The following is a 20,298-nucleotide window of genomic DNA, read 5'->3' as shown; positions in this document are numbered from 1 at the left end:
CCTAGTGCCCCTCCAGCAGGCGCTGCTCGGCCTGCTCCATGGCCACCGCGTTGCCAAACAGCACCAGCCTGTCCCCTGCCGCCAGCCTGAGTTCGGCTCTGGGCTCCAGGCTCTGATCCCCGCGATGGATGGCCTTGACCCTCACCTCCACCAGAGAGAGCTCCCCCAGGCTGCGTCCCACCGCCCAGGCCTGATCGTGCAGCAATACCGGATGCAGACGCTCCAGCAGCTGATCCGTCTCCAGGTTGCTGGCGCTCTGATCCCCCCAGTAGAAGCCGTGCAGGAAGCGATACTGGCTGCTGCGCTCATGCTCCATGCGCCGGATCACCCGGCCGATGGGGATGTCGCAGTTGACCAGCAGGTGGGAGACCAGCATCAGGGCCCCCTCCTGGGACTCCGGGATCACCTCGAAGGCCCCCGCCTGCTTGTAGTGTTCGAGGAAGCTGTCATCCCGGGTGCGCACCAGCACCTTGACCCCGCTCGCCAACTCCCGGATCAGGGTCAGCATGGCGTCGACCCGCTTGCGATCATCGAAGGTGATGATCACCAGCCGCGCCCGCATGAGCCCGGCGGCCAGCAGTATGTCCCGCCGACTGGCATCCCCGAATGCCACCTGCTCCCCCGCAAGCTTGGCCTCGCTCACCCGCTCGGGGTCGAGATCCAGCGCGAGGAAGGGCAGCTCCTCGAGTTTCAGGAAGCGGGCACAGGTCTGGCCGGTGCGACCGAACCCGGCGATGATGACGTGCTGATGTTTGCCAAGGCCCGAGATGGCGACGTCGGCGCGGGAGAGCAGGACAGTGCCGGTAAAACTGTGGGCCAGCCCTTGCGCCTTTTGCACCAGCCAGGGGGTCAGGGCAATGGAGCAAACCCCGATCCCGATGAGCAAGGAGACCTGCCCGTGGCCGAGCAGGCCGTGGTGGCTCGCCAGCGCCAGCAACACGAAGCCAAACTCCCCGACCTGGCTCAGCATGATGCCCGCCGCCATGGCGTCGCGTTTGCGCTCCCCCATCAGCCGACCCGCCAGCAAGACCAGCAGGGACTTGAACAGGATGAGGCCGAGCACACTCAACGCAACCTGCCACCAGGCCGTGGCCACCAGCAACCAGTCCATGGTCATGCCGATGGTGATGAAGAAGAGACCCATCAATACGTCCCGAAACGGCTTGATGTCCACCTCCAGCTGATGGCGATAGTGGGACTCGCCCAGCATCATACCCGCCAGGAAGGCGCCAAGCGCCATGGAGAGCCCCATCCACTGGGTGAGGGAGGCCGCCAGCAGTGCCACCAGCAGGGCGCAGAGCACGAACAGCTCGTCGGAGCGGGCCCGCGCCACCTCGTGAAACACCAATGGCAGCAGCCACTTTCCCACCGCCAGCAGGGTGAAGAGAGCGAGCAGCCCCTTCAACGAGGCCCAGGCGATCTCCGCCAGCAGGGCGCTGCCCTGCACCTCGGGCTGGGCGAGGATGGGGATCATCACCAGCAGCGGCACCACGGCGAGATCCTGGAACAGCAGCACGCTCACCCCGAGCTGGGCGCGCCGGGTGTGCAGCTGTTTGAGCTCCCCGAGCTGCTTGATCACCACGGCGGTGGAGGAGAGCGCCAATGTGCCCGCCACCACCAGCGCCTGGGGCAGGCTCAGCCCCCACCACCAGGCCAGCGCGAAGAAGAGCGTCGTGGTGAGCAGCACCTGCAGGCCGCCGACCCCCAGCACCAGCTTGCGCATGGCGACCAGCTTGGGCAGCGAGAACTCGAGACCGAGGGAGAACATCAAAAAGACGATGCCCAGCTCCCCTATGGTCTGCATCATGGCCTGACCCGTGATGATGGCGGCGCCATGGGGGCCGAGCAGCATGCCGGCGAACAGATAGGCGAGGATCACCGGCTGGCCGAGACGCCGAAACAGCGCCACCAGCAGGACGGCGAAAAACAGCAGGATCAGCAGGTCTGCATACACTCAGGCCTCCACTCTCTCTATCAACCCACACCAAGGCAGCACAACACGCTGCCTCTTGACGCCGGACACCCGGCCTGGAGACGGACAATCCTCTTGTCCCCAGCCGGGATCCTGGCGGCCAGCGCCTTTCTCCAAGGATCCCGCCGCCAGCCGGGCGACATCCATCCTCCGTTTTTACTCCCCTTGTGTTTCGTTAAGCCTAGCCAGCCGACTTTTTCCCATCGGATATATTTTCGGCACAGGGATTGCTAGAAAAGGGCATGCAAATAGGATGTTCAAGGGTTGCAGCGTGGAAAACACATCGTCATTGAATGGCTTCGGACAGGGTGTCGAGCAGTGGGTACAGCGGTTGGAGCGGCTTCAGCCGCCCTCTGTCATGGACAACCATCAGCTGATCGACCTGCTGCTGGCGCAACGGGATCTTGACGCCCTGCTGACAGTTTTTGCCGAGCGGGCGGCAACCCTTGTCCCCATCCACAGCCTGCATGTCGATTGCGGCCACTCTCGCGCCCTCATCTCCCATCCTCCACGGGCTGGCCAGACGCTGCACAGTTATCGCTTCGAGCTGCGCGGCCAGCACGAGCAACGGCTCTGCCTGCTGCAATACGAGCTGGAACGCCCCATCAGCGGGGAGCAGCAACGCCAGCTGCGTCAGTGTCACCAACTGCTCTCCCTCCCCTTGCCCCTCTATCTGCGTCTCGACGCCCTGGAGCAGCAGGTACGCCTCGATCACCTGACCGGGCTTGGCAACCGCTCCTATTTCGACGAGGTGATAGGTCGGGCGGTGGAGCAGCACTGCCGCGAGCCCCACGGCCTGGTGCTGGTGCTGCTGGATCTCGATCGCTTCAAGTTGATCAACGACACCTGGGGTCATCCGGTGGGGGATCTGGTGCTGAGTCGCTTCGCCCAACTGCTGCAAGGCTGCATTCGCAGCACGGATCAGGCGTTTCGCCTCGGGGGAGACGAGTTCGCCCTCTTGCTGCAACCTGCCGATCCCGAAGCCTGGCGCCCGGTCTGGCTGCGTTTGCAGCACGTGCTGCACAGCCACAAGGAGCTCAGCGCCTTCGCGGTAGGATGCAGTCTGGGGGCGGCCAGCTGGCACTCGGGGCTGGATGTGCAGAGCCTGTATGAGGCGGCGGATGCTCACCTCTATGCCCGCAAGAAGGCCAGCATCACCGATTGATTGGATTGAAGCGGCTACCCGACTCCACGCCCGCAAGAAGGCAGGAGTAAGCCACAGCAGCCTCGCCAGTATCGAGGGAAGATGCCGACGGTCAGCCTGCCCGCTGTCTATCTGAAAACCCGCCCAAGTCCCTATGCATTGTCGGGCAGGATCCTGGCTTGCCAATGCCAGGCAAGGCCCCCATCGGTCGCCAGAAAACCGTCACAGACGAAGAGATCCCCCACCGCAGCCACCTGTTCGCCGTAGTAGAGGATGGGAATGCGCCCCCGTTGCCAGGAGGGTACCCCATACTCCTGCAACAGTTTTTTCAAACGCCGACTGCCTCCGCGTCCCACTGGCTTGAGCATGCTGCCCGCCGCCACCTGGAAGCGCACCGACAGCGGCTCGTCCGCTCGCGGTACTCGCAGTCTCTCCCCCTCAGCGTCACTGGCAGCCTGGGGTCGCAGGCTGCAGAGTCCCAGCCCATCCGGCAGTGACAGCGTCTCCCCCACCGTCAGGGGGAGCGTCTCGTGGCGAGGGGCCAGTTCGGGCCTGACCAGATGGAGAACGCCCTGATAACGGCGACACTCCAGCCCTTTCAACGAGAGGCGCGGGTTGGCATCCTCCCGCGCCAGCGCCACCCCCAGCCAGAGCAGGGCGAGCAGATCCCGCGCCGGCATCTCTCCGCCCTGGCGGCGGATCCAGTAACGCAGCAGGTTATTGCGCCTGGCCTGGGACAACCCCAGCAGCGGCGCGATGCGAAGCCCCTCCCCCTCTGCCGCCAGTTGCCAGTCCGCCTGCGCCAGCTCGTCGACGAGCGCCTCCTGCTCGGCGCAGATGGCCATGCTGCGCGCCGCCGTCTGGGCCATGGCGGGCCAGCGCGCCTTGAGTTGGGGGATCAGTTGCTGGCGCAGGAAGTTGCGATCGTACTCCGTGTCCTGATTGCTCTCATCTTCCACCCAGCCATACGACAGGGTGGCGGCACACTCCGCCAGCTCGGCCCGGCTCACGTCCAGCAGGGGGCGCAGCAACAGGCCACCCGCAAAGGGCTGGCTCGGCACCATGCCCGCCAAGCCTCGCAGGCCGGCGCCGCGCTTGAGGGCCAGCAGCAGGGTCTCCAGCTGATCGTCCTGATGATGGGCGCTGAGCAACCACTCCCCCTTCTCCAGCCGGGCGGCGAGACGGGCGTAGCGCGCCGTGCGAGCCTGGGCCTCCAGGCTCTCGCCGTTGCCCCTGACCAGTTGCACCCGCTCGACCATGAGGGGGACCGCCAGTTGCTGACACACCCCTTCACAATGGGTGACCCAGTCGTCCGCATGGGGGCTCAGGCCGTGATGGACGTGCAGGGCCCGCACCGGCAGCCCCCGCTCCCTGGCATAGCGCACAGCCAGCACCAGCAGCACGGTGGAGTCGAGCCCGCCGCTGAAGGCCACCAGCAAGCCGCTGGAACCTTCGGGCGCGGGCAGAGTCTGACAAAAGCGAGAATAGATACGAGAAATCATTGGCTTCCCCAAAATGGTCGGGCCGATCTTAGCAGAGTCGGACTTATCAAGCGCTAACCCGGCTGCTAGAGTGAGATTCCTCCCGATCTGGGCAGGGAAGCTGAATAACCCGAATTGGAATCAAACAATGAACAATAAGAAAAGCATACTGGCCGGCCTCATCGGACTGGCCCTGCTGGCAGGCTGCAGTCAGGCGCCGGACGTCAGCAACAAGCACTCCGGCCTCGCGCTGGCCAACATGGATACCTCGGTCAAACCCGGTGACGACTTCTTCCGCTACGTGAACGGTCACTGGCTCGGCACCGCCAAGATCCCCGACGACAGGCCCGCCGACGGCGCCTTCTACATGCTCCGGGACAAGTCCCTCGCCGATGTGCGGGTGCTGGTGGAAGGGCTGGATGCCAAGGCGACTGCGGGCTCGGAGGCCCAGCAGATCCGCGATCTCTACCACAGCTATCTGGACCAGCAGACCCGAAATGCCAAAGGTACGACGCCCCTGCTGCCCCTGCTTGCCGACATCGACCGGATTGGCGACCAGCAGGCGCTGGCTCGCGCCTTCGCCCAGAGCGGCCGCAGCGGCGGCGGTGCTCCCTTCGGCTTCTGGATAGACGCCGACGCCAAGGCGCCGGACAGCTACGCCGTCTATCTCTACCAATCCGGCCTCAGCCTGCCGGATCGGGACTACTACCTCAAGACGGATGCCGCGAGCCAGGCGCTGCTCAAAAAATACGAGCAACACATCGCCGGCATGCTCGGTCGCTTCGGCGAGCCGGATGCCGCCGCCAAGGCCAAGCGGGTGCTGGCCCTCGAGACCCGGATAGCCAGGATCCAGTGGGACAACGTAGCCCTGCGGGACAGGGAGAAGAACTACAACAAGGGGCCGGTGAGCGAACTGGGGCGCCTCGCCCCCAGCATCCCTTGGGATGCCTACCTCGGTGAAGCCGGCCTCGCGGGTCAGCAGAGCCTGGTTATCGGCCAGCCAAGCTATCTCAGTGCCCTCGACGGCCTGATGCGCCAGACCCCGCTGGCGGACTGGCAGGCTTACCTCAAGTGGCACCTCATCACCGATTACGCCCCCTACCTCGACAGCCAGACCGATGCCCAGAACTTTGCCTTCTTCGGCACCACCTTAAGCGGGACACCCAAGCAACGCGCCCCCTGGGAGCGGGCCCTCGGGGTACTGGACGATCACCTGGGCGAGGCGGTGGGCAAGCTCTATGTGGAGCACTACTTCCCGCCTGCGGCCAAGGAACGCATGGAGCAGCTGGTGGAGAACCTGCGCACCGCCTACGGCCAGAGCATCGAGGAGCTGGACTGGATGTCGCCAGCCACCAAGGCTCAGGCCAAGGAGAAGCTCGCCAAGTTCAGACCCAAGATAGGCTACCCGGACAAGTGGAAGGACTACAGCGCCATCAGTATCCGTGCCGACGATCTGGTGGGCAACCTGCAGCGGGCCCGCGCCTTCGAATACGCCGACAACCTGGCGCGCCTCGGCAAGCCGGTGGACCGAAACGAGTGGCACATGTCACCCCAGACGGTGAACGCCTACTACAACCCGAGCAACAACGAGATCGTGTTCCCGGCCGCCATACTGCAACCCCCCTTCTTCGACATGCAGGCGGATGATGCGGTGAACTACGGTGCCATCGGCGGCGTCATTGGCCACGAGATGGGCCACGGCTTCGACGATCAGGGGGCGAAATCCGACGGTGACGGCGTGATGCGCGACTGGTGGACTCCCCATGATCTCAAGGAGTTCCGCTTCCGCACCAGCCGACTGGTGGCCCAGTACAACCGCTTCGAACCCATCAAGGGGCAGTACGTCAACGGCCAGTTCACCCTGGGGGAGAACATCGGCGATCTCGGCGGCCTCACCATCGCCCACAAGGCCTATCTGCTCTCCCTGAAAGGCAAGGAGGCTCCGGTACTGGACGGCTTCACCGGGGAACAGCGATTCTTCCTCGGCTGGGCCCAGGTGTGGAAGGGCATGTATAGACCCGAGCTGATGCAGATGCTGCTCGCCTCGGATCCCCACTCCCCGCCCGAATACCGGGTCAACGGGGTAGTGCCGAACATTCCCGCCTTCTACGAGGCATTCAACATCCAACCCGGTGACAAGCTCTATCTGGACCCGGCCAAACGGGTCAAGATCTGGTAATCAGGGCCACGACACGGCAGGGGCTTGTCCCCTGCCACTGACACAGCAACACAAGCAGCAACAAGGGTCACATCCATGAAAGCCTTACTCATTACTCTCGGACTGCTCACCCTGCCCCTGACCAGCCAGGCGGCAGAGGGATTCTTCCAGCAACTGACGCTGCCTGCGGGTCAGGTGCTCATCGTCAACGAGGGGCGCGGCGAACCCGCCTCCACCGGCAGCTATGACGTGCGCCTCTACTCAGGCGCCAACCCCGAATTCCCCCTTGATCAGTTCATCGACGGCAAGGTGCTGCCGCGCGATGGCAGCATCAAGGAGCTGAAACTATTGGATCTCAACGGCGACAAGCAGCCCGAGCTCATCGTCATCGTGGAGAGTGCCGGGACAGGCGGCTATATCAGCGCCGATGCCTTCACCATCAACCCGCAACAGGGGCTCGACAGCTTCAACCATGTCAACGAGCTGGCTCCCACCGATGATGTCATCCAGGCCCTCAAGACACCCCGCGACTGATCCCGCACCTCAGTTTTCAGACGCCCCGCACCACGGGGCGTTTTTGTTGTGGCGCCATTTTATGCGCGCAGCATCCCCGTGATGCTGTCACTGCGTCTCTCTCCTCCCGATAGACGGTTATTTTTTCTGCGCTTATAATCGCTCCACCCAGCCATAACGAAACACAAGGAGGTAAAAAATGGTTATCCAAGCGTGTCCGATGTTCTCGGCTCGCCTGTTCGGCACATTCGAGTGCTCTTGCCTGCATTCCATCGCGCTGCGATAGCGGGTTCGAGCAAAGCCGACTCCTTCCTACACGAGACCTTTCTCGACTCTGCCGTTGTCGCCAGCGCTCCTGATGACAGGGATCTTCGATCCCGTGATTTAAGAGAGCAAGAGCATGACAACCCTGATGAGTACCCACTCCCTGCAGATGAGCGCAGGGCACCTGCCGTTATTTGACAGCCTAGAACTCAGCATCCGCAGCGGTGACAGGCTGGGCCTGATCGGCGCCAACGGTTGCGGCAAGAGCACCCTGCTGGCTCTGCTGGCCGGCACGCGTTCCCCCCAGGCCGGCCGGATCGTGCAGGCCAGCGCCTGCCGCTGTGAGTTCGTGGCGCAGCAACTACCCGCCGGGCTTGCGACCCTCAGCACCCGCGCCGTGCTGTTTGATGCGCTGGCCAACGATCCCGCCGCCGAATGGCAGGTGGGCAAGATGCTGACCGACCTGCAACTGGATGAACAGGCGGCGCTGCCGGTCAGTGCGCTGAGCGGCGGCCAGCACAGCCGGCTGCAGATAGGCCGGGCCCTGCTGCGCCAGCCCAATCTGCTGCTGCTCGATGAACCCAGCAATCATCTGGATCTCCCCTCTCTGCTCTGGCTGGAGCAGTTTCTGCTGGGCTGGCGCGGCGCCTTCGTGCTGGTCTCCCACGACGGTCGCCTGCTGGACAGGGTCACCAGCGAGACCCTGATCCTGCGGGACGGTGCGATCCATCGCTTCGCCCTCCCCTGCAGCCGGGCCAGGGCGGCCCTGGCCGCCGAGGATGAGCAGGCCCGTTTGCGCCGGGCCGATGAGCAAAAAGAGATCGACCGCCTGAGCGCCAGCAGCAAGCGCCTCGCCATCTGGGGGCGCGAGCATGACAACGAGAAGCTGGTGCGCCAGGCCAAGTCCATGGAAAAACGCATCGCCCGCCTGCAGGAAGAGCAGAGCCGGGTGGCCGCGCTGGCCCCCTGGCAACTCGAGCTGCGCGGGCTGAGCCTGCCCGCCGATACCCTGCTGCGGCTGGAGGCGCTCGATGTCGCCCCGGCCCCCGGCTTGCCACCGCTATTGCGGGCTGAGGAGCTCAGACTGCGCGCCGGTGACAGGGTCGCCCTGCTCGGCGCCAACGGCACCGGCAAATCTTCCCTGCTGCGCCAATGCTGGGCCGATCTCGCCTCTCAGCGCCCGCAGACAGGCTGGTACTGCCATCCCGATGCCAGCATCGCCTATTACGATCAGTCCCTGCAGCAGCTGGACGGGGACGCCACCCTGAGTGACGCCCTCTACCCCCTGGCCCCCCTGCCGGAGGTGACGCTGCGCCACGCGCTGATCCGGGCGGGCTTCCCCTATGTCAGGCACGGCCAGAAGGTGGCCACCCTGAGCGGGGGTGAGCGGGCACGGCTGTTGTTTCTCGCCCTGTCGCTCGGCAGCCACCACATGCTCTGGCTTGACGAGCCCACCAATCACCTGGATCTGGCAGGCAAGGAGGAGCTGGCAGAGGCCATTGCCGCCTTCCCGGGGGGCGTGCTGCTGGTCTCCCACGATCGGGAGCTCATCGAACGCAGCTGCAACCGCTTCTGGCTCATCAAGGAGGGACGGATTGTGGAGGCCCACAGCGCCGAGCGGGCCTATGCCGAGCTGCTCGGCGATGAGCCGCCCGTCCCGGGGGCAGACCCTGTGACCGCGAGTCCGGCCCGGCAGCAAGCCAACGCCGATGACGAGGAGACGCAACTGGCGCGCTGGTACGAGCTGGAAGCCCTGCTCTCCGCCGATCTGGCCCGCAAGCCCAGGCACCAGACTCCGCGCCTGCAGCAGAGCTGGCGTGACGAGCTGGCAAGGCTGGCCGGCCTGCTGGGGCTCTCCGGGACATGAACCCGGTTCTTATCCACCCCTTCAGCGGCCAGCCAAGGCTGGCCGCAAGGAACATCCCATGACTGTACCAGCAGGGCCTGAGGTCAGGCTCGATCCCGTCGCCGATGCCGATCTGCCCCACATCTATCGCGGCCTGTCGGATCCCGGGGTCATCAAGTATTACGGCGTCAGCTATGACAGCCTGGCGGCCTGTCAGGCCCAGATGGCCTGGTACGCCGACCTGATCCGCACCGGAAGCGGCGCCTGGCACCTCATTCGCTGCCGACGCACGGGGGAACCGCTGGGAGCCATCGGCTACAACGGCGTCGACCCGGAGCACAAACGGGCCGAGCTCGGTTACTGGCTCTACCCCGAGCATTGGGGCAAGGGAGTGATGAGCGCGGCGCTCGGGCTATGGCTCCCCCTCGTCTATGGCACCACGGACCTCCATCGGCTGCTGGCGGTGGTGGAGGAGCCGAACAGCCGCTCCGCCCGCCTGCTCGAGCGGGCCGGCTTTCGCTACGAGGGCACGGCGCGCGAATGCGAGCGCAAGGGGGATGGCTTCATCTCCCTGCACCACTACGCCCTCTTGCGCAGCGATCTCACCCCGTCCGCCGACTAGCAAAAAGCCCCGCACGTGCGGGGCTTTTCTCATTCAGAGGCAGACTTATTTGATGGCGCAGGGATCACCACCGGAGACGCGACGACGATGGCGGCGCCACAGGGAGAAGCCGCCATAGAGAGCACTCAGCAGCACCGCATAGAGCACCTCGGAGGCCAGTGCCACCAGCACCAGGGCGCAGAGCAGCACGCTCAGCCCCGCCAGCCCCTTGCCCGTGCCGCCAAGCAGGCGCCAGCCCGCCGCCATGCAGAGCAGGTAGACCAGCACGAAGTTGCCGTTGGCGTAGCGGATCAGGGCATCCAGCGGCAGTTGGAGCCAGAGGATCAGGGTAATGGAGACGAGGCAGATGGCGAGCACCCAGCACAGGGCGTTCAGAGGCGCCCCCCGGGCGGACAGTTTGGAGAGGGAGGCGGGCAGCTTGCCCTCTCGTGCCATGCTCCAGATGAGACGTGCAAAACCCTGCAGGTAGATGTTGATGCTGGCGAAGCAGGAGAGGTAGCCGAGTATGGCCACCAGCCACTTGGCGGTGGGCCCGAACAAGAGCGAGAGCAGGGCCGGGATGGCGGTGGCATTTTTCGCCTCGTCTCCGTACAGGCCGTATTTGAGCACCACCAGGGAGTGGATCCAGTAGATGAGCCCAGCCAGCAGCACGCCGCCGAGCAGGGCGATGGGATAGTCCCGCTCCGGCCGCTTGAACTCCTCCCCCATGTGGGCGAAGGCCTCGAGCCCCACGAAGCACCAGAACATCACCGCCAGCGCCGTGCCCATGGCGGGCCATTCGCTCGCCGCTGGCAGCGGCTGGGCCGCGTCACGCCAGCTGATCTCCCCCTTGACGCCGATGAGCAGGGTCAGCCCCAGTATGGCCAAAGCGATCAGCAGTTGCAGATTGCCGGAGGAGCGCGCCCCCCGCAGGCCGAGCAGGAAGACCCCGAGCAGGGTCAGCAGCTGGATGGCCCAGAGGGTCCACTCCCCCAATTCGAACAAGGAGTGCCAGAAGCCGGCGGCTATGGTGAGGGCGGCGGGCAGACCCACCGGCAGCACCGCCAGGAACAGGAAGGCGGAGAAGCGCTCGGCGCCGTTGCCAAAGGCCAGCCCGATGAGGTGGGGGGCGCCCCCCGCATGGGGGTAACGGCGCCCGAGGCGGGCGAAGGTGAAGGCGATGGGCAGCACCAGCACGATGAGCAGCCCCCAGGCCCAGAGCGACGCCCCCCCCGCCAGCGAGGCGGCAGTCGCCGGCACCACGAAGATCCCGGTGCCCAGCAGTGAGGTAGCGAGCAGCCCCATTCCCTGCCAGAGCCCGAGATCCTTTTTCAACCCAGACATATCCTTTTGTCCCGACTAGAAAAACATCCCGCCATGTTAGGCCTCCCTCGCCCCTTTGTTAAGCACGATGCAAGAATATACAGCGCTTTATTTAGGCACTGAGTCCGGTTGTAGCGCCTCGACCAGAAAATCCCCCAGCAGGGTGATCTTGAGCACCTGGCGGCGCGCCGCCGGGTAGATGAAATGGAGGGTCTTGTCCGGAATGCGATAAGTGTCGAGCAGGGGCAGCAGACGCCCTGAGGCGATATGGCCTTGCACCTGATCGGCAGGCTGCAAGCTGATGCCAGCCCCTGCCAGCACTGCCGTCAGCAGCGCTGGCCAGTGGTTGATGCGAAGGCGCGAGGCCACCCGCCCCTCCTCGCTCTGGCCATTCTCGCCAACAAATTGCCAGCGCTCGTGCTCGCCCCAGTTGCCATGCAGACACTGGTGGTGGGCGAGATCGGCCGGATGACGAGGCACGCCGTGGCGATTTAGGTAGTCGGGCGCCGCGCAGAGGCGGTAGTGCTGGGTCAGAAGCGGGTAGCAGGGTGCGGATAGTGGAGAACATCGACAACAAATAAGCTTAATGCTGTTATGCCACTGCCAGCAACGATCACTCGGCTGGCATTCGTACTTTAACCTTTTTTCTGGCGCTATGAATTCTCTTTTAGACTCAAGACATCACCCATAAGTTCGTTATTTATTGATCCCGCATAAACTTCTTATTTGCTTGACTTTCTATTTTAAACAACAGAATCTAACATACTCAAACGGCTACCTCCATTTGATGGAAATAAAGATTGTGTATAAACGAAATAGTTCTCCAATCGGATACTGAGCATAATAAATAAATTCGGCATATCGACTAACTAATTTCTATAAATTTTAAAACAATACTATATTTAATAAGGGCAAAAATATGAACTCAACTAAGCATTTAGAATATCTTGTTAATTTATACCTTAAACAAGACTACACATTATATAAACCTCAAAATGAGTTTAGTGAAGAAATTACTCAAAAAATAACGTTCATAAGCAGGGCTGATTTCCAACACCATTACTTAAACTTCTATCGCACACTACCCTCCCTAGAGCAGGTAATAATATATAGCTGCCGTGCAAAATTCAAAATTTTTTATGATGGACACGAATATGAATTAAAGCATAGCCATCAGGCTGAGTTTATCGAGCTTGGTGGCGTTAAACATGGTGTTGATAACGGCACGCTGCAACTAATGATAGACAATATTATGCCTAAGCAAAGGGAGTTAACTTGTGCTAACTCTTTTGATGACGTTTATAATGTAATAAAAGAAAACAAGGTTATTAAATTTGGTGAGCTAGCTATTTATGATACTGCTATTCGTATATCCGCATATTTAGGGTTCTCCCCTAGCATGATTTATTTACATGCAGGAACACGTATCGGCGCAATAAATCTAGAAGAAAAAGGACTTTTAAAAAAAGGAGCATCAAGTCAAGAAAAACTTCCGGTATCAGAGTTTCCAAAACCAATTCAAAAATTAGAACCTACACAGATTGAAAATTTTTTATGCTCATTTAAAAAAGCTTTGAAAAAATAAAATGAAAACCGTTATTAAACAAGGCTGGATAGTATTATAAGAATAAAAAAAGCCGCCTCTTGCGAGGCGGCTTCTTCATTCAAGCGGGTAACCCGTGTTATCAGGCAATCAGCTTGTAGATGATGCCGGACATGGCGATGAGGCCGATCAGGGTGACGAAACCGTTGCTGAGGTTGCCGGCGTATTTACGCATGGCGGGCACCTTGGCGATGGCGTACATCGGCATCAGGAACAGCAGCATGGCGATGATGGGGCCGCCCAGGTCCTCGATCATGCCGAGGATGCTCGGGTTGATGGTGGCGATGGCCCAGGTGGTCAGGATCATGAAGACCGCGGTGACCTTGTTCAGTTGCTTGACGTCGACATTCTTGCCCTTCTCGCGAAGGGACTTGGCCATCAGGCCGTTCATGCCCTCTTGTGCCCCCAGGTAGTGACCCAGGAAGGACTTGCTGATGGCGACCATGGCGATGAGCGGTGCCACGGTAGCGATCACCGGGTTGTCGAAGTGGTTGGCCAGGTAGGAGAGGATGGAGATGTTCTGCTCCTTGGCCGCCGCCAGATCCGCCGGGGAGAGGCTCAGCACGCAGCTGAACACGAAGAACATTACGGTCATGACCATCATGACGTGGGCGCCCAGCAGGATGTTGCTGCACTTCTTCTCGGCCCCTTCACCGTAGCGACCTTTGTTGTCCACCGCGAAGGAGGAGATGATCGGCGAGTGGTTGAAGGAGAACACCATCACCGGAATGGCCAGCCACAGGGTCTTGATGAAGTCACCGTTGAAGGCGTCGGACAGGGCCGGCGCTTCGGTGATGATGGCACCGTTCCAGTGGGGAACCAAGTAGAGTGCCAGGCCCATCAGGGTGACCACGAAGGGGAACACCAGCACGCTCATCGCCTTGACGATCACCTGGCCGCCGAGGCGCACGATCGCCATCAGGCCCAGGATCAGCACCAGGGAGAGAATGGCACGGGGGGGCGCCGTCATGCCCAGCTGGTGCACCATCAGGCTCTCCACCGTGTTGGTGATGGCCACGGAGTACATCAGCAGGATCGGGTAGATGGCGAAGAAGTAGAGCAGGGTGATGAACTTGCCCGCGGTCTTGCCAAAGTGCTCTTCCACCACCTCGGTGATGTCGCCATCACGGGTGGAGCCGGACAGCACGAAGCGGGTCAGGCCACGGTGGGCGAAGAAGGTGAGCGGCAGGGCCAGGATCAGCATGGCCACCAGCGGCCACAGGCCACCGACACCGGCGTTGATCGGCAGGAAGAGCACACCGGCACCGATGGCGGTACCGTACAGGCCCAGCATCCAGACCACATCGGCCTTGTTGATGCCACGGGAAGAGGCAGGACGGGTTATGTTGCCTTCTACTGCAATGTTCATGTCAGACATAGGGATATTCCTGTCATCAAGGAAAGGGGATCTCGTTGTTTATTGGCCACCTGGCCGGTTCCGCATCCCTGGAACTGCTGCTGTTCGTCCCTGCATGACTGCTTCACACCGCGGCACCCTGTCATCACCTCCCGTGACAACCGGATTGCAACATCTTGCGGCATGACATGCTGGCGTTGAGTACTGCACCCGCTTCGCATAACAAACTGGAAACAAGCACCTCATCCGATGAGCTGACTCTAAATAAACACCCCTATTAATCACAGCGTTTTTTTGAATTAATCAACCAAAGTTTGATTGTCGTCGCCTTCTGGACGCGCCAGCTCACATTTCGAATGCCAAACTGTCAGTATTTTTTAACAATTCAAATTTGTTTCAATGGATTCCAATACTTAGTGACCGCAACAACTGCATTACATTCGCCGTTTTGGCGACCGATTGTGCCCGCCGCCCCCTTGGCGTACCCTTGTTGCTCGCCCTTTTTTCACCGAGCCATATGACTATTACCCGCTCCGATCTCGCCGAACTGGCGGTGTTTGCCGCCGTCGCCCGCCATCGCAGTTTCAGCAAGGCCGCCCTCGAACTCGGGGTCTCCGCCTCGGCGATCAGCCACAGTCTGAAGGGATTGGAGCACCGTCTGGGGACCCGGCTGCTCAATCGCAGCACCCGGGCCGTGGTACCGACCGATGCGGGGGAACGGCTGCTGGGGCAGTTGCTGCCCACGCTGGGCAGGCTGGAGGAGGCACTTTGCGAACTCACCCGCCACAGTGACGAGCCCATCGGCCATCTGAAGATCTGCGGGCCCAAGGCCGCCATTCAGGAGCTGCTCGCCCCCGTGCTCATCGACTATCTGGTGCGCTACCCGCGCATGCGGGTGGAAGTCGTGGAGATGGAGCTGATGCCCCGTCTCATCGAGGATGGCTATGACGCCGCCCTCTTCTATGGGGACTTGCTGCCAAAAGAGATGGTGGCCGTGCCGCTGGGAGCCCAGCATCGCTACCTGGTGGTGGGCTCCCCAGCCTATCTGGCGGCCCGCGGCATTCCCCGCCATCCGAGCGAGCTGAGCCAGCACGACTGCATCGGCTATCGCCTCACTCCTCACCACCACTATCGCTGGGCCTTCGCCGCCGATGACAAGTTGCTGGAGATAGAGGTGAGCGGGCCCCTGACCACCAGCACCCCGGCGCTCTATCTGGGGGCGGCCGAGGCGGGGCTGGGGCTGGCCTACTGTCTGGAGGAGGAGGTGAGCGAGGCGCTGGCCGACGGGAGGCTGCAGAGCGTGCTGGACGACTGGAGCCCGAGTTTTGCCGGATTCAACCTCTTCTATCCCAGCCGGCATCAGCTGGGCAGCGGGCTGCGAGCCCTGATCGACATGTTGAAGGCGTACCACAGGCTTCGCTGATTGATGAATAAAACTCATCAATTCATCAAATAAAAGCCGGATTATCATAAAAATATTATCAATCTAGACTGTCTGCTCGCTTCCCGATCTTTCCCGAGAACAGATATGTCCGCCTACATCCGTCTGCGTCAACGGGCCATGACCCGCCGCTTCTGGGGCTACGCCCTCCCCTCCATCCTCGCCATGCTGGTGTCCGGCGCCTATTACCTGGTGGACGGCATCTTCGTCGGCCACTACGTGGGGGCCGCGGGCCTTGCCGGCATCAACCTGGTCTACCCCGTCATCATGGTGCTCATCGGCCTCGCCGCCATGATCGCCATGGGGGCGGCGACCCTCATCTCCTTCCAGCAGGGGGCCAGGAATCTCGCGCTGGCGCGCCAGGGGCTGGTCAACGCCCTCTGGCTGCTGATCCTGCTCGGGGTGGTGGCTCCCCTGCTGCTGCACGGCTGGCACACCGACATTCTGCTCATCCTCGGCATCGAGCAGGGCACCGACACCTGGCAACAGGCCAGCGACTATCTCAGCTGGATCGGCGGCGGCACCCTGCTGCTCGCCGGCAACCTCGCCGTGCCCTATCTGCTTCGCAACGACGGCCGCCCCCGCCTCGCCATGGTGCTGGTGAGCGGCGGCGCCGTGCTCAACATTCTGCTCAACTACATCATGGTCGGTCGACTCGGCCTGGGTCTGACGGGCACCGCCCAGGCGACCCTGATGGCAGAAGGGGTCGTCTGCCTGCTGGGGATAGGCTACTTCTTCACCCCTCATGCGCGGTTGCGCCTCAGCTGGCGCCAACTGCTGCCCAAGGTCCCGGCCATGCCGAGCCTGCTGTTCACCGGCCTGCCGAGCCTCATCGCCCAGTTCAACCTGGGGCTCTTGCTGATGCTGCACAACAGCCAGCTGATGGTACACGGCTCGGTCAAGGATCTGGCAGGTTTCACCGTGGCCGGCTACACCGAGGCGGTGTTCATCGTGGTGCTGCAGGGGCTCGCATTCGGCATTCAGCCACTGGTCAGCCAGGCGACGGGGGCCGGTCGTCACCGGGATCTCAAGTTCCTGATGGAGATGGGGCTCAAGATCACGCTCATCTACGGCATGCTGGTCTGGCTGTTGATCCAGCTGCTGCCCCGCCAGGTGGCCATGCTCTATACCGGTGAACAGGATCCCGAGCTGCTGGCCGCCGCCATGGGCAGCCTGACCCTCAACCTCGGCGCCATTCCGCTGGAGGGGATCATCATGTTCGGTATCGTGCTGCTGCAGGCCATGGCCCGCACCCGCCAGGCCCTGTTCATCTCCATCGCCAAGACCCTGGTGCTGTTGCCGCTCATCTTCCTGCTGCCGCTCTGGTGGGGGCGCGACGGCGTGCTGCTGGCCCAGCCCGCGACCGTACTGCTGCTGGCCCCACCGGTGTGCTGGCTGCTGTGGCGGGAGTGGCAGACCCTGGCGAAGGCCTGCGCCCCCCGCGCACGCCACCACCCCTCGCCGCAGGCGGCCCTGCTGGCCCGCCGCGCGAGTTGACCCCCGGGGTCATAACCGGGTGGCATGGGTGAGAACCTGGGGCTCGGCCAGCGCGGCCTGAGCCGCTACCAGCTGCAATTCACTGGCCCGCGCCCGCCAGGTGCAGGCCAGCACCCCGTCCACACTGGCGTTGGTGCGCTCGAATGCGGTCACGGGGTCGCAGCCCGACAGCAGATTGGCCAGCATGGTGGCGCTCAGCAGATCGCCGACGCCGATGGGTTGACGCTCGAAAGGATAGAGGAGGCGGGAGAGATGAAAAGCGCCCTGATCGCACACCAGCACCATCTCGAACCGATCGGGATGGACGGCCGCCCGTCCCAGGTGTTTGACCATCACCAGCCTGGGCCCCAGTGCTCTTAGCGCCTCACAGGCGGCCAACGCCTCCCCAAGGGTGTTGATGGCCCGGCCGGTGAGCCGCTCCAGCTCCAGCAGGTTGGGCGCCAGCATGTCGGCCGCGGCCAGGGCCTGCGTCCTGAAGAAGGTCGCGACACCGGGCGCCACCACACACCCCTTGTCCGGACCCCCCATGACGGGGTCACAGAAGTAGAGGGCAGCGGGGTTGAGGGCCTTGAGCTGCGCCACCGCCGCCAATACCTCCTCCCCCTGCTCGGGGGAACCGAGATAGCCGCTCAGGATCCCGTCGCACTGCCCCAGCACACCAATATCGGCGAGGCCCGTCATCAGCTCGCCGATGTGGCCGTCCGGCATCCGCATCCCCTGCCACCCTTCGCGATACTGGGTGTGATTGGAAAATTGCACCGTGTTGACGGGCCATACCTCGATGCCCATTCGCCGCATGGGAAAGACGGCGGCGCTGTTGCCGGCGCAGCCGAACACCACGTGGGACTGGATCGATAACACTCGTTTCATGACTCCGTACTCCTAACCATGGATTGCATGGGAAAAAACGGGCCTGTCGGCCCGTTTCGTCACTCTGGATCAGCGCAGTACCTTGACGGTGTAGCTGCCATCGGTCTGGCGATAGAGGCCGTGGATGTCGGTCTCGAAGCCCGGGTAATGGGCGCCGATCTCGCACAGCATCTCGAGGAACTCGAGCACCGGCAGGGAATCCTGGGTCACCATCTCCCCCGGCAGCACCAGGGGCACTCCCGGCGGGTAGGGCAGGATCATGTTGGCGCTGATGCGGTCCACCATGTCGCGCAGCGGCACCTCCACCACGTTGCCGGCCAGCTCCTGCTGCCAGGCGAGGTGCGGGGTCATCTTCATCTCCGGCAGCACGTCGAACGCCTTGAACATCAGCTCCGGCAGACGGTATTTGCGGGTCAGCTCGTGAATGCGCTGGGCCAGCTCCTGGATGCGCATGCCGTCGTAGAAAGCGGGATCCTCGCGGTAGAGTTCCGGCAGCATGCTCTTGATGGTCAGGTTCAAGTCATAGCCGCGCTTGAACTCGGTCAGGGCGCGCAGCAACTGCATCGCCTTGGACTGATCGATGCCGATGGAGAACAGGAACAGCAGGTTGTAGGGGCCTGTCTTCTCCACCACGATACCGCGCTCGTCCAGGAACTTGGCCACCAGGGAGGCCGGCAGGCCGTTCTCCAGCAACTGGCCATCGCGCCCCATGCCCGGGGTCAGCAGGGTGACCTTGATGGGATCCAGGTACATGTGGTCATCATCGATCTCCTTGAAGCCATGCCAGTCATCCTTGGGATCCAGCTTCCAGCACTCGGCTCCGTCGATGTGATCCGGCTGCCAGACGTCGAAGAACCAGCCCTCGCTCTGCTCCCGCAGTCGCTTGATCTCCTTGCGGAAGGAGATGGCGCGATCGATGGAATCCTTGATCAGCCGCTTGCCGGTGTTGCCCCGCATCATGGCGGCGGAGATCTCGGTGGAGGCCACGATGCCGTACTGGGGCGAAGTGGAGGTGTGCATCATGAAGGCTTCGTTGAAGGTCTCCTCCTCCACCTCCCCCTTGATGTGGATCATCGAGGCCTGGGAGAAGGCCGCCAGCAGCTTGTGGGTGGACTGGGTCTCGTAGACCACCTTGCCCGGGATGGCGTCGCCGCTCATGCCGCACTTGCCCTCATAGATGGGGCTGAAGTTGGTGTAGGGCACCCAGGCGCTGTCGAAGTGGATGTAGGGGGTGTCCAGGGTCTCTTTGATGAAACCCGTGTTGTAGAGCAGGCCGTCGTAGGTGGAGTTGGTCACCACGGCGTAGCGCGGCGCCTGGGCGCCCGGGGTGGCGGCCACCTTGGCGGCTATGGTCTCGCGGCTGAACTCGCTCTGCGGGATCCCCCCCAGGATGCCGTAGGCGTTGCGGGTCGGGCGGAAATAGATCGGGGTCACGTCGTTCATCATCATCAGGTGGGTGAGGGACTTGTGACAGTTGCGATCCACCAGCACTGTGCTGCCTGCCGGCGCCGAGAACATGCCGACTATCTTGTTGGCGGTGGAGGTGCCGTTGGTGACGATGTAGGAGCGATCGGCGTTGAAGGTGCGGGCGATGTACTCCTCGGCCTCCTTGTGGGGACCGGTGTGATCCAGCAGGGAACCGAGCTCGGGCATGGAGATGGAGACGTCCGCCTTGAAGGCGTTGGGGCCGTAGAAGTCATAGAAGATACTGCCGGCCGGGCTCATCTGGAAGGCGGTCCCCCCCATGTGACCCGGGGTGCAGAAGGTGTATTTGCCCTCCTCCACGTACTTGAACAGCGCCTTGGTGAAGGGCGGCAGGATGGCGTCCTGATACGCCTCTGTGGCCTGCCCCATCTTGAGGGCGATGTCGTCGGCCATGCCGAGGCGGTACTCGAAGAAGTGCACGTTCAGGCGCAGATCGGTCAGGTGGATGTCCAGGGTGGACTGGTCGTTGGCGAAGGCGAAGATCGGCAGCTTCTCGTTGCGATCGTGGATCTCCTTGCACAGGCCCAGGGAATACTTGTCCCAGTCGAAGATGGCGCCGCAGACGCGGGGGTTCTTCTCGATGAGCTTGAGCAGATCGGCCACGTCGACCGGGTAGACGACCTCGAAGCCCTTGCGTTCGAGGGAGGCTTGCAGCTGGCGGATCGGCTCTTCTTTGAAGAAGACGCCCAGGTGGTTGAGGATGGCAATGATATTCATCTTGAAACTCCACACATGATGAGGCG

15 protein-coding genes are annotated in these 20,298 nt (G+C 62.4%); 8 read left to right on the top strand and 7 right to left on the bottom strand.

The window, feature by feature from the left end:
* Position 1: 1 nt before the first annotated feature.
* Positions 2 to 1,954 (bottom strand): cation:proton antiporter domain-containing protein, encoded by a 1,953-nt coding sequence (locus VZC39_RS05270; protein ID WP_434666343.1) that lies wholly within the window; start codon positions 1,952 to 1,954, stop codon positions 2 to 4.
* 271 nt (positions 1,955 to 2,225) lie between these two features.
* On the opposite strand from VZC39_RS05270, the gene VZC39_RS05265 reads away from it, so the two are divergent.
* Positions 2,226 to 3,137 carry a GGDEF domain-containing protein gene (locus VZC39_RS05265; RefSeq protein WP_434666341.1) on the top strand — a complete coding sequence of 304 codons (912 nt, stop codon included), beginning with the start codon at positions 2,226 to 2,228 and terminating at the stop codon, positions 3,135 to 3,137.
* Positions 3,138 to 3,268: 131 nt separating this feature from the next.
* Here VZC39_RS05265 and tilS read toward each other — a convergent pair whose 3' ends face one another.
* A complete protein-coding gene (gene tilS, locus VZC39_RS05260; protein WP_434666338.1) occupies positions 3,269 to 4,618 on the bottom strand; it encodes a tRNA lysidine(34) synthetase TilS in 1,350 nt (449 codons plus the stop codon).
* A 127-nt stretch (positions 4,619 to 4,745) separates the two neighbouring features.
* On the opposite strand from tilS, the gene VZC39_RS05255 reads away from it, so the two are divergent.
* From VZC39_RS05255 to VZC39_RS05240, 4 genes are all read left to right on the top strand, one after another.
* On the top strand, positions 4,746 to 6,776 hold the full coding sequence (locus tag VZC39_RS05255; RefSeq protein ID WP_434666335.1) for a M13 family metallopeptidase: 2,031 nt from the start codon (positions 4,746 to 4,748) through the stop codon (positions 6,774 to 6,776).
* Positions 6,777 to 6,851: 75 nt separating this feature from the next.
* Positions 6,852 to 7,289 carry a PliI family lysozyme inhibitor of I-type lysozyme gene (locus VZC39_RS05250; RefSeq protein WP_349921385.1) on the top strand — a complete coding sequence of 146 codons (438 nt, stop codon included), beginning with the start codon at positions 6,852 to 6,854 and terminating at the stop codon, positions 7,287 to 7,289.
* Between the two features lie 379 nt (positions 7,290 to 7,668).
* Positions 7,669 to 9,399 carry an ABC-F family ATP-binding cassette domain-containing protein gene (locus VZC39_RS05245; protein ID WP_349921384.1) on the top strand — a complete coding sequence of 577 codons (1,731 nt, stop codon included), beginning with the start codon at positions 7,669 to 7,671 and terminating at the stop codon, positions 9,397 to 9,399.
* Positions 9,400 to 9,457: 58 nt separating this feature from the next.
* Positions 9,458 to 10,000, top strand: coding sequence for a GNAT family N-acetyltransferase (locus tag VZC39_RS05240; protein ID WP_349921383.1), 543 nt, complete (start codon positions 9,458 to 9,460; stop codon positions 9,998 to 10,000).
* A gap of 45 nt (positions 10,001 to 10,045) precedes the next feature.
* Here the strand turns inward: VZC39_RS05240 and yjeH are convergent, their stop codons facing one another.
* Together yjeH and VZC39_RS05230 are read right to left on the bottom strand one after the other, a co-directional pair.
* Positions 10,046 to 11,323: an L-methionine/branched-chain amino acid transporter gene (yjeH, locus tag VZC39_RS05235; protein ID WP_349921382.1), complete on the bottom strand. Its 1,278-nt coding sequence runs from the start codon at positions 11,321 to 11,323 to the stop codon at positions 10,046 to 10,048.
* Positions 11,324 to 11,410: 87 nt separating this feature from the next.
* Entirely contained in the window at positions 11,411 to 11,836 is a 426-nt protein-coding gene (locus VZC39_RS05230; protein ID WP_349922388.1) for a substrate binding domain-containing protein, read from the bottom strand.
* Between the two features lie 385 nt (positions 11,837 to 12,221).
* Between VZC39_RS05230 and VZC39_RS05225 the strand changes: the two genes are divergently transcribed.
* Positions 12,222 to 12,887 (top strand): hypothetical protein, encoded by a 666-nt coding sequence (locus VZC39_RS05225; protein WP_434666329.1) that lies wholly within the window; start codon positions 12,222 to 12,224, stop codon positions 12,885 to 12,887.
* A gap of 100 nt (positions 12,888 to 12,987) precedes the next feature.
* Here the strand turns inward: VZC39_RS05225 and VZC39_RS05220 are convergent, their stop codons facing one another.
* Entirely contained in the window at positions 12,988 to 14,283 is a 1,296-nt protein-coding gene (locus tag VZC39_RS05220; RefSeq protein ID WP_349921380.1) for an HAAAP family serine/threonine permease, read from the bottom strand.
* A 496-nt stretch (positions 14,284 to 14,779) separates the two neighbouring features.
* On the opposite strand from VZC39_RS05220, the gene VZC39_RS05215 reads away from it, so the two are divergent.
* Entirely contained in the window at positions 14,780 to 15,685 is a 906-nt protein-coding gene (locus tag VZC39_RS05215) for a LysR family transcriptional regulator (RefSeq protein WP_349921379.1), read from the top strand.
* A 105-nt stretch (positions 15,686 to 15,790) separates the two neighbouring features.
* Entirely contained in the window at positions 15,791 to 17,200 is a 1,410-nt protein-coding gene (locus VZC39_RS05210) for an MATE family efflux transporter (protein ID WP_434666326.1), read from the top strand.
* 9 nt (positions 17,201 to 17,209) lie between these two features.
* Here VZC39_RS05210 and pdxY read toward each other — a convergent pair whose 3' ends face one another.
* Positions 17,210 to 18,070: a pyridoxal kinase PdxY gene (gene pdxY, locus VZC39_RS05205; protein WP_434666323.1), complete on the bottom strand. Its 861-nt coding sequence runs from the start codon at positions 18,068 to 18,070 to the stop codon at positions 17,210 to 17,212.
* A 69-nt stretch (positions 18,071 to 18,139) separates the two neighbouring features.
* Positions 18,140 to 20,272: a lysine decarboxylase CadA gene (locus tag VZC39_RS05200; protein ID WP_434666320.1), complete on the bottom strand. Its 2,133-nt coding sequence runs from the start codon at positions 20,270 to 20,272 to the stop codon at positions 18,140 to 18,142.
* Positions 20,273 to 20,298 lie beyond the last annotated feature (26 nt).

Origin of the sequence: Aeromonas sp. NJAU223, assembly GCF_051125555.1 — a bacterium.
Taxonomy (GTDB): domain Bacteria; phylum Pseudomonadota; class Gammaproteobacteria; order Enterobacterales; family Aeromonadaceae; genus Aeromonas; species Aeromonas veronii_G.
Note: the sequence above shows the minus strand (reverse complement) of the source record. Positions and strands in the feature narration are given on the sequence as shown.

Excerpts from the sequence above, each read along its gene's own strand:
- VZC39_RS05255 (WP_434666335.1), top strand. The coding sequence starts at position 4,746 with ATGAACAATAAGAAAAGCATACTGGCCGGCCTCATCGGACTGGCCCTG.
- yjeH (WP_349921382.1), bottom strand. The coding sequence starts at position 11,323 with ATGTCTGGGTTGAAAAAGGATCTCGGGCTCTGGCAGGGAATGGGGCTG.
- pdxY (WP_434666323.1), bottom strand. The coding sequence starts at position 18,070 with ATGAAACGAGTGTTATCGATCCAGTCCCACGTGGTGTTCGGCTGCGCC.
- VZC39_RS05225 (WP_434666329.1), top strand. The coding sequence starts at position 12,222 with ATGAACTCAACTAAGCATTTAGAATATCTTGTTAATTTATACCTTAAA.
- VZC39_RS05250 (WP_349921385.1), top strand. The coding sequence starts at position 6,852 with ATGAAAGCCTTACTCATTACTCTCGGACTGCTCACCCTGCCCCTGACC.
- VZC39_RS05265 (WP_434666341.1), top strand. The coding sequence starts at position 2,226 with ATGTTCAAGGGTTGCAGCGTGGAAAACACATCGTCATTGAATGGCTTC.
- VZC39_RS05240 (WP_349921383.1), top strand. The coding sequence starts at position 9,458 with ATGACTGTACCAGCAGGGCCTGAGGTCAGGCTCGATCCCGTCGCCGAT.
- VZC39_RS05200 (WP_434666320.1), bottom strand. The coding sequence starts at position 20,272 with ATGAATATCATTGCCATCCTCAACCACCTGGGCGTCTTCTTCAAAGAA.
- VZC39_RS05245 (WP_349921384.1), top strand. The coding sequence starts at position 7,669 with ATGACAACCCTGATGAGTACCCACTCCCTGCAGATGAGCGCAGGGCAC.
- VZC39_RS05210 (WP_434666326.1), top strand. The coding sequence starts at position 15,791 with ATGTCCGCCTACATCCGTCTGCGTCAACGGGCCATGACCCGCCGCTTC.
- VZC39_RS05220 (WP_349921380.1), bottom strand. The coding sequence starts at position 14,283 with ATGTCTGACATGAACATTGCAGTAGAAGGCAACATAACCCGTCCTGCC.
- VZC39_RS05215 (WP_349921379.1), top strand. The coding sequence starts at position 14,780 with ATGACTATTACCCGCTCCGATCTCGCCGAACTGGCGGTGTTTGCCGCC.
- tilS (WP_434666338.1), bottom strand. The coding sequence starts at position 4,618 with ATGATTTCTCGTATCTATTCTCGCTTTTGTCAGACTCTGCCCGCGCCC.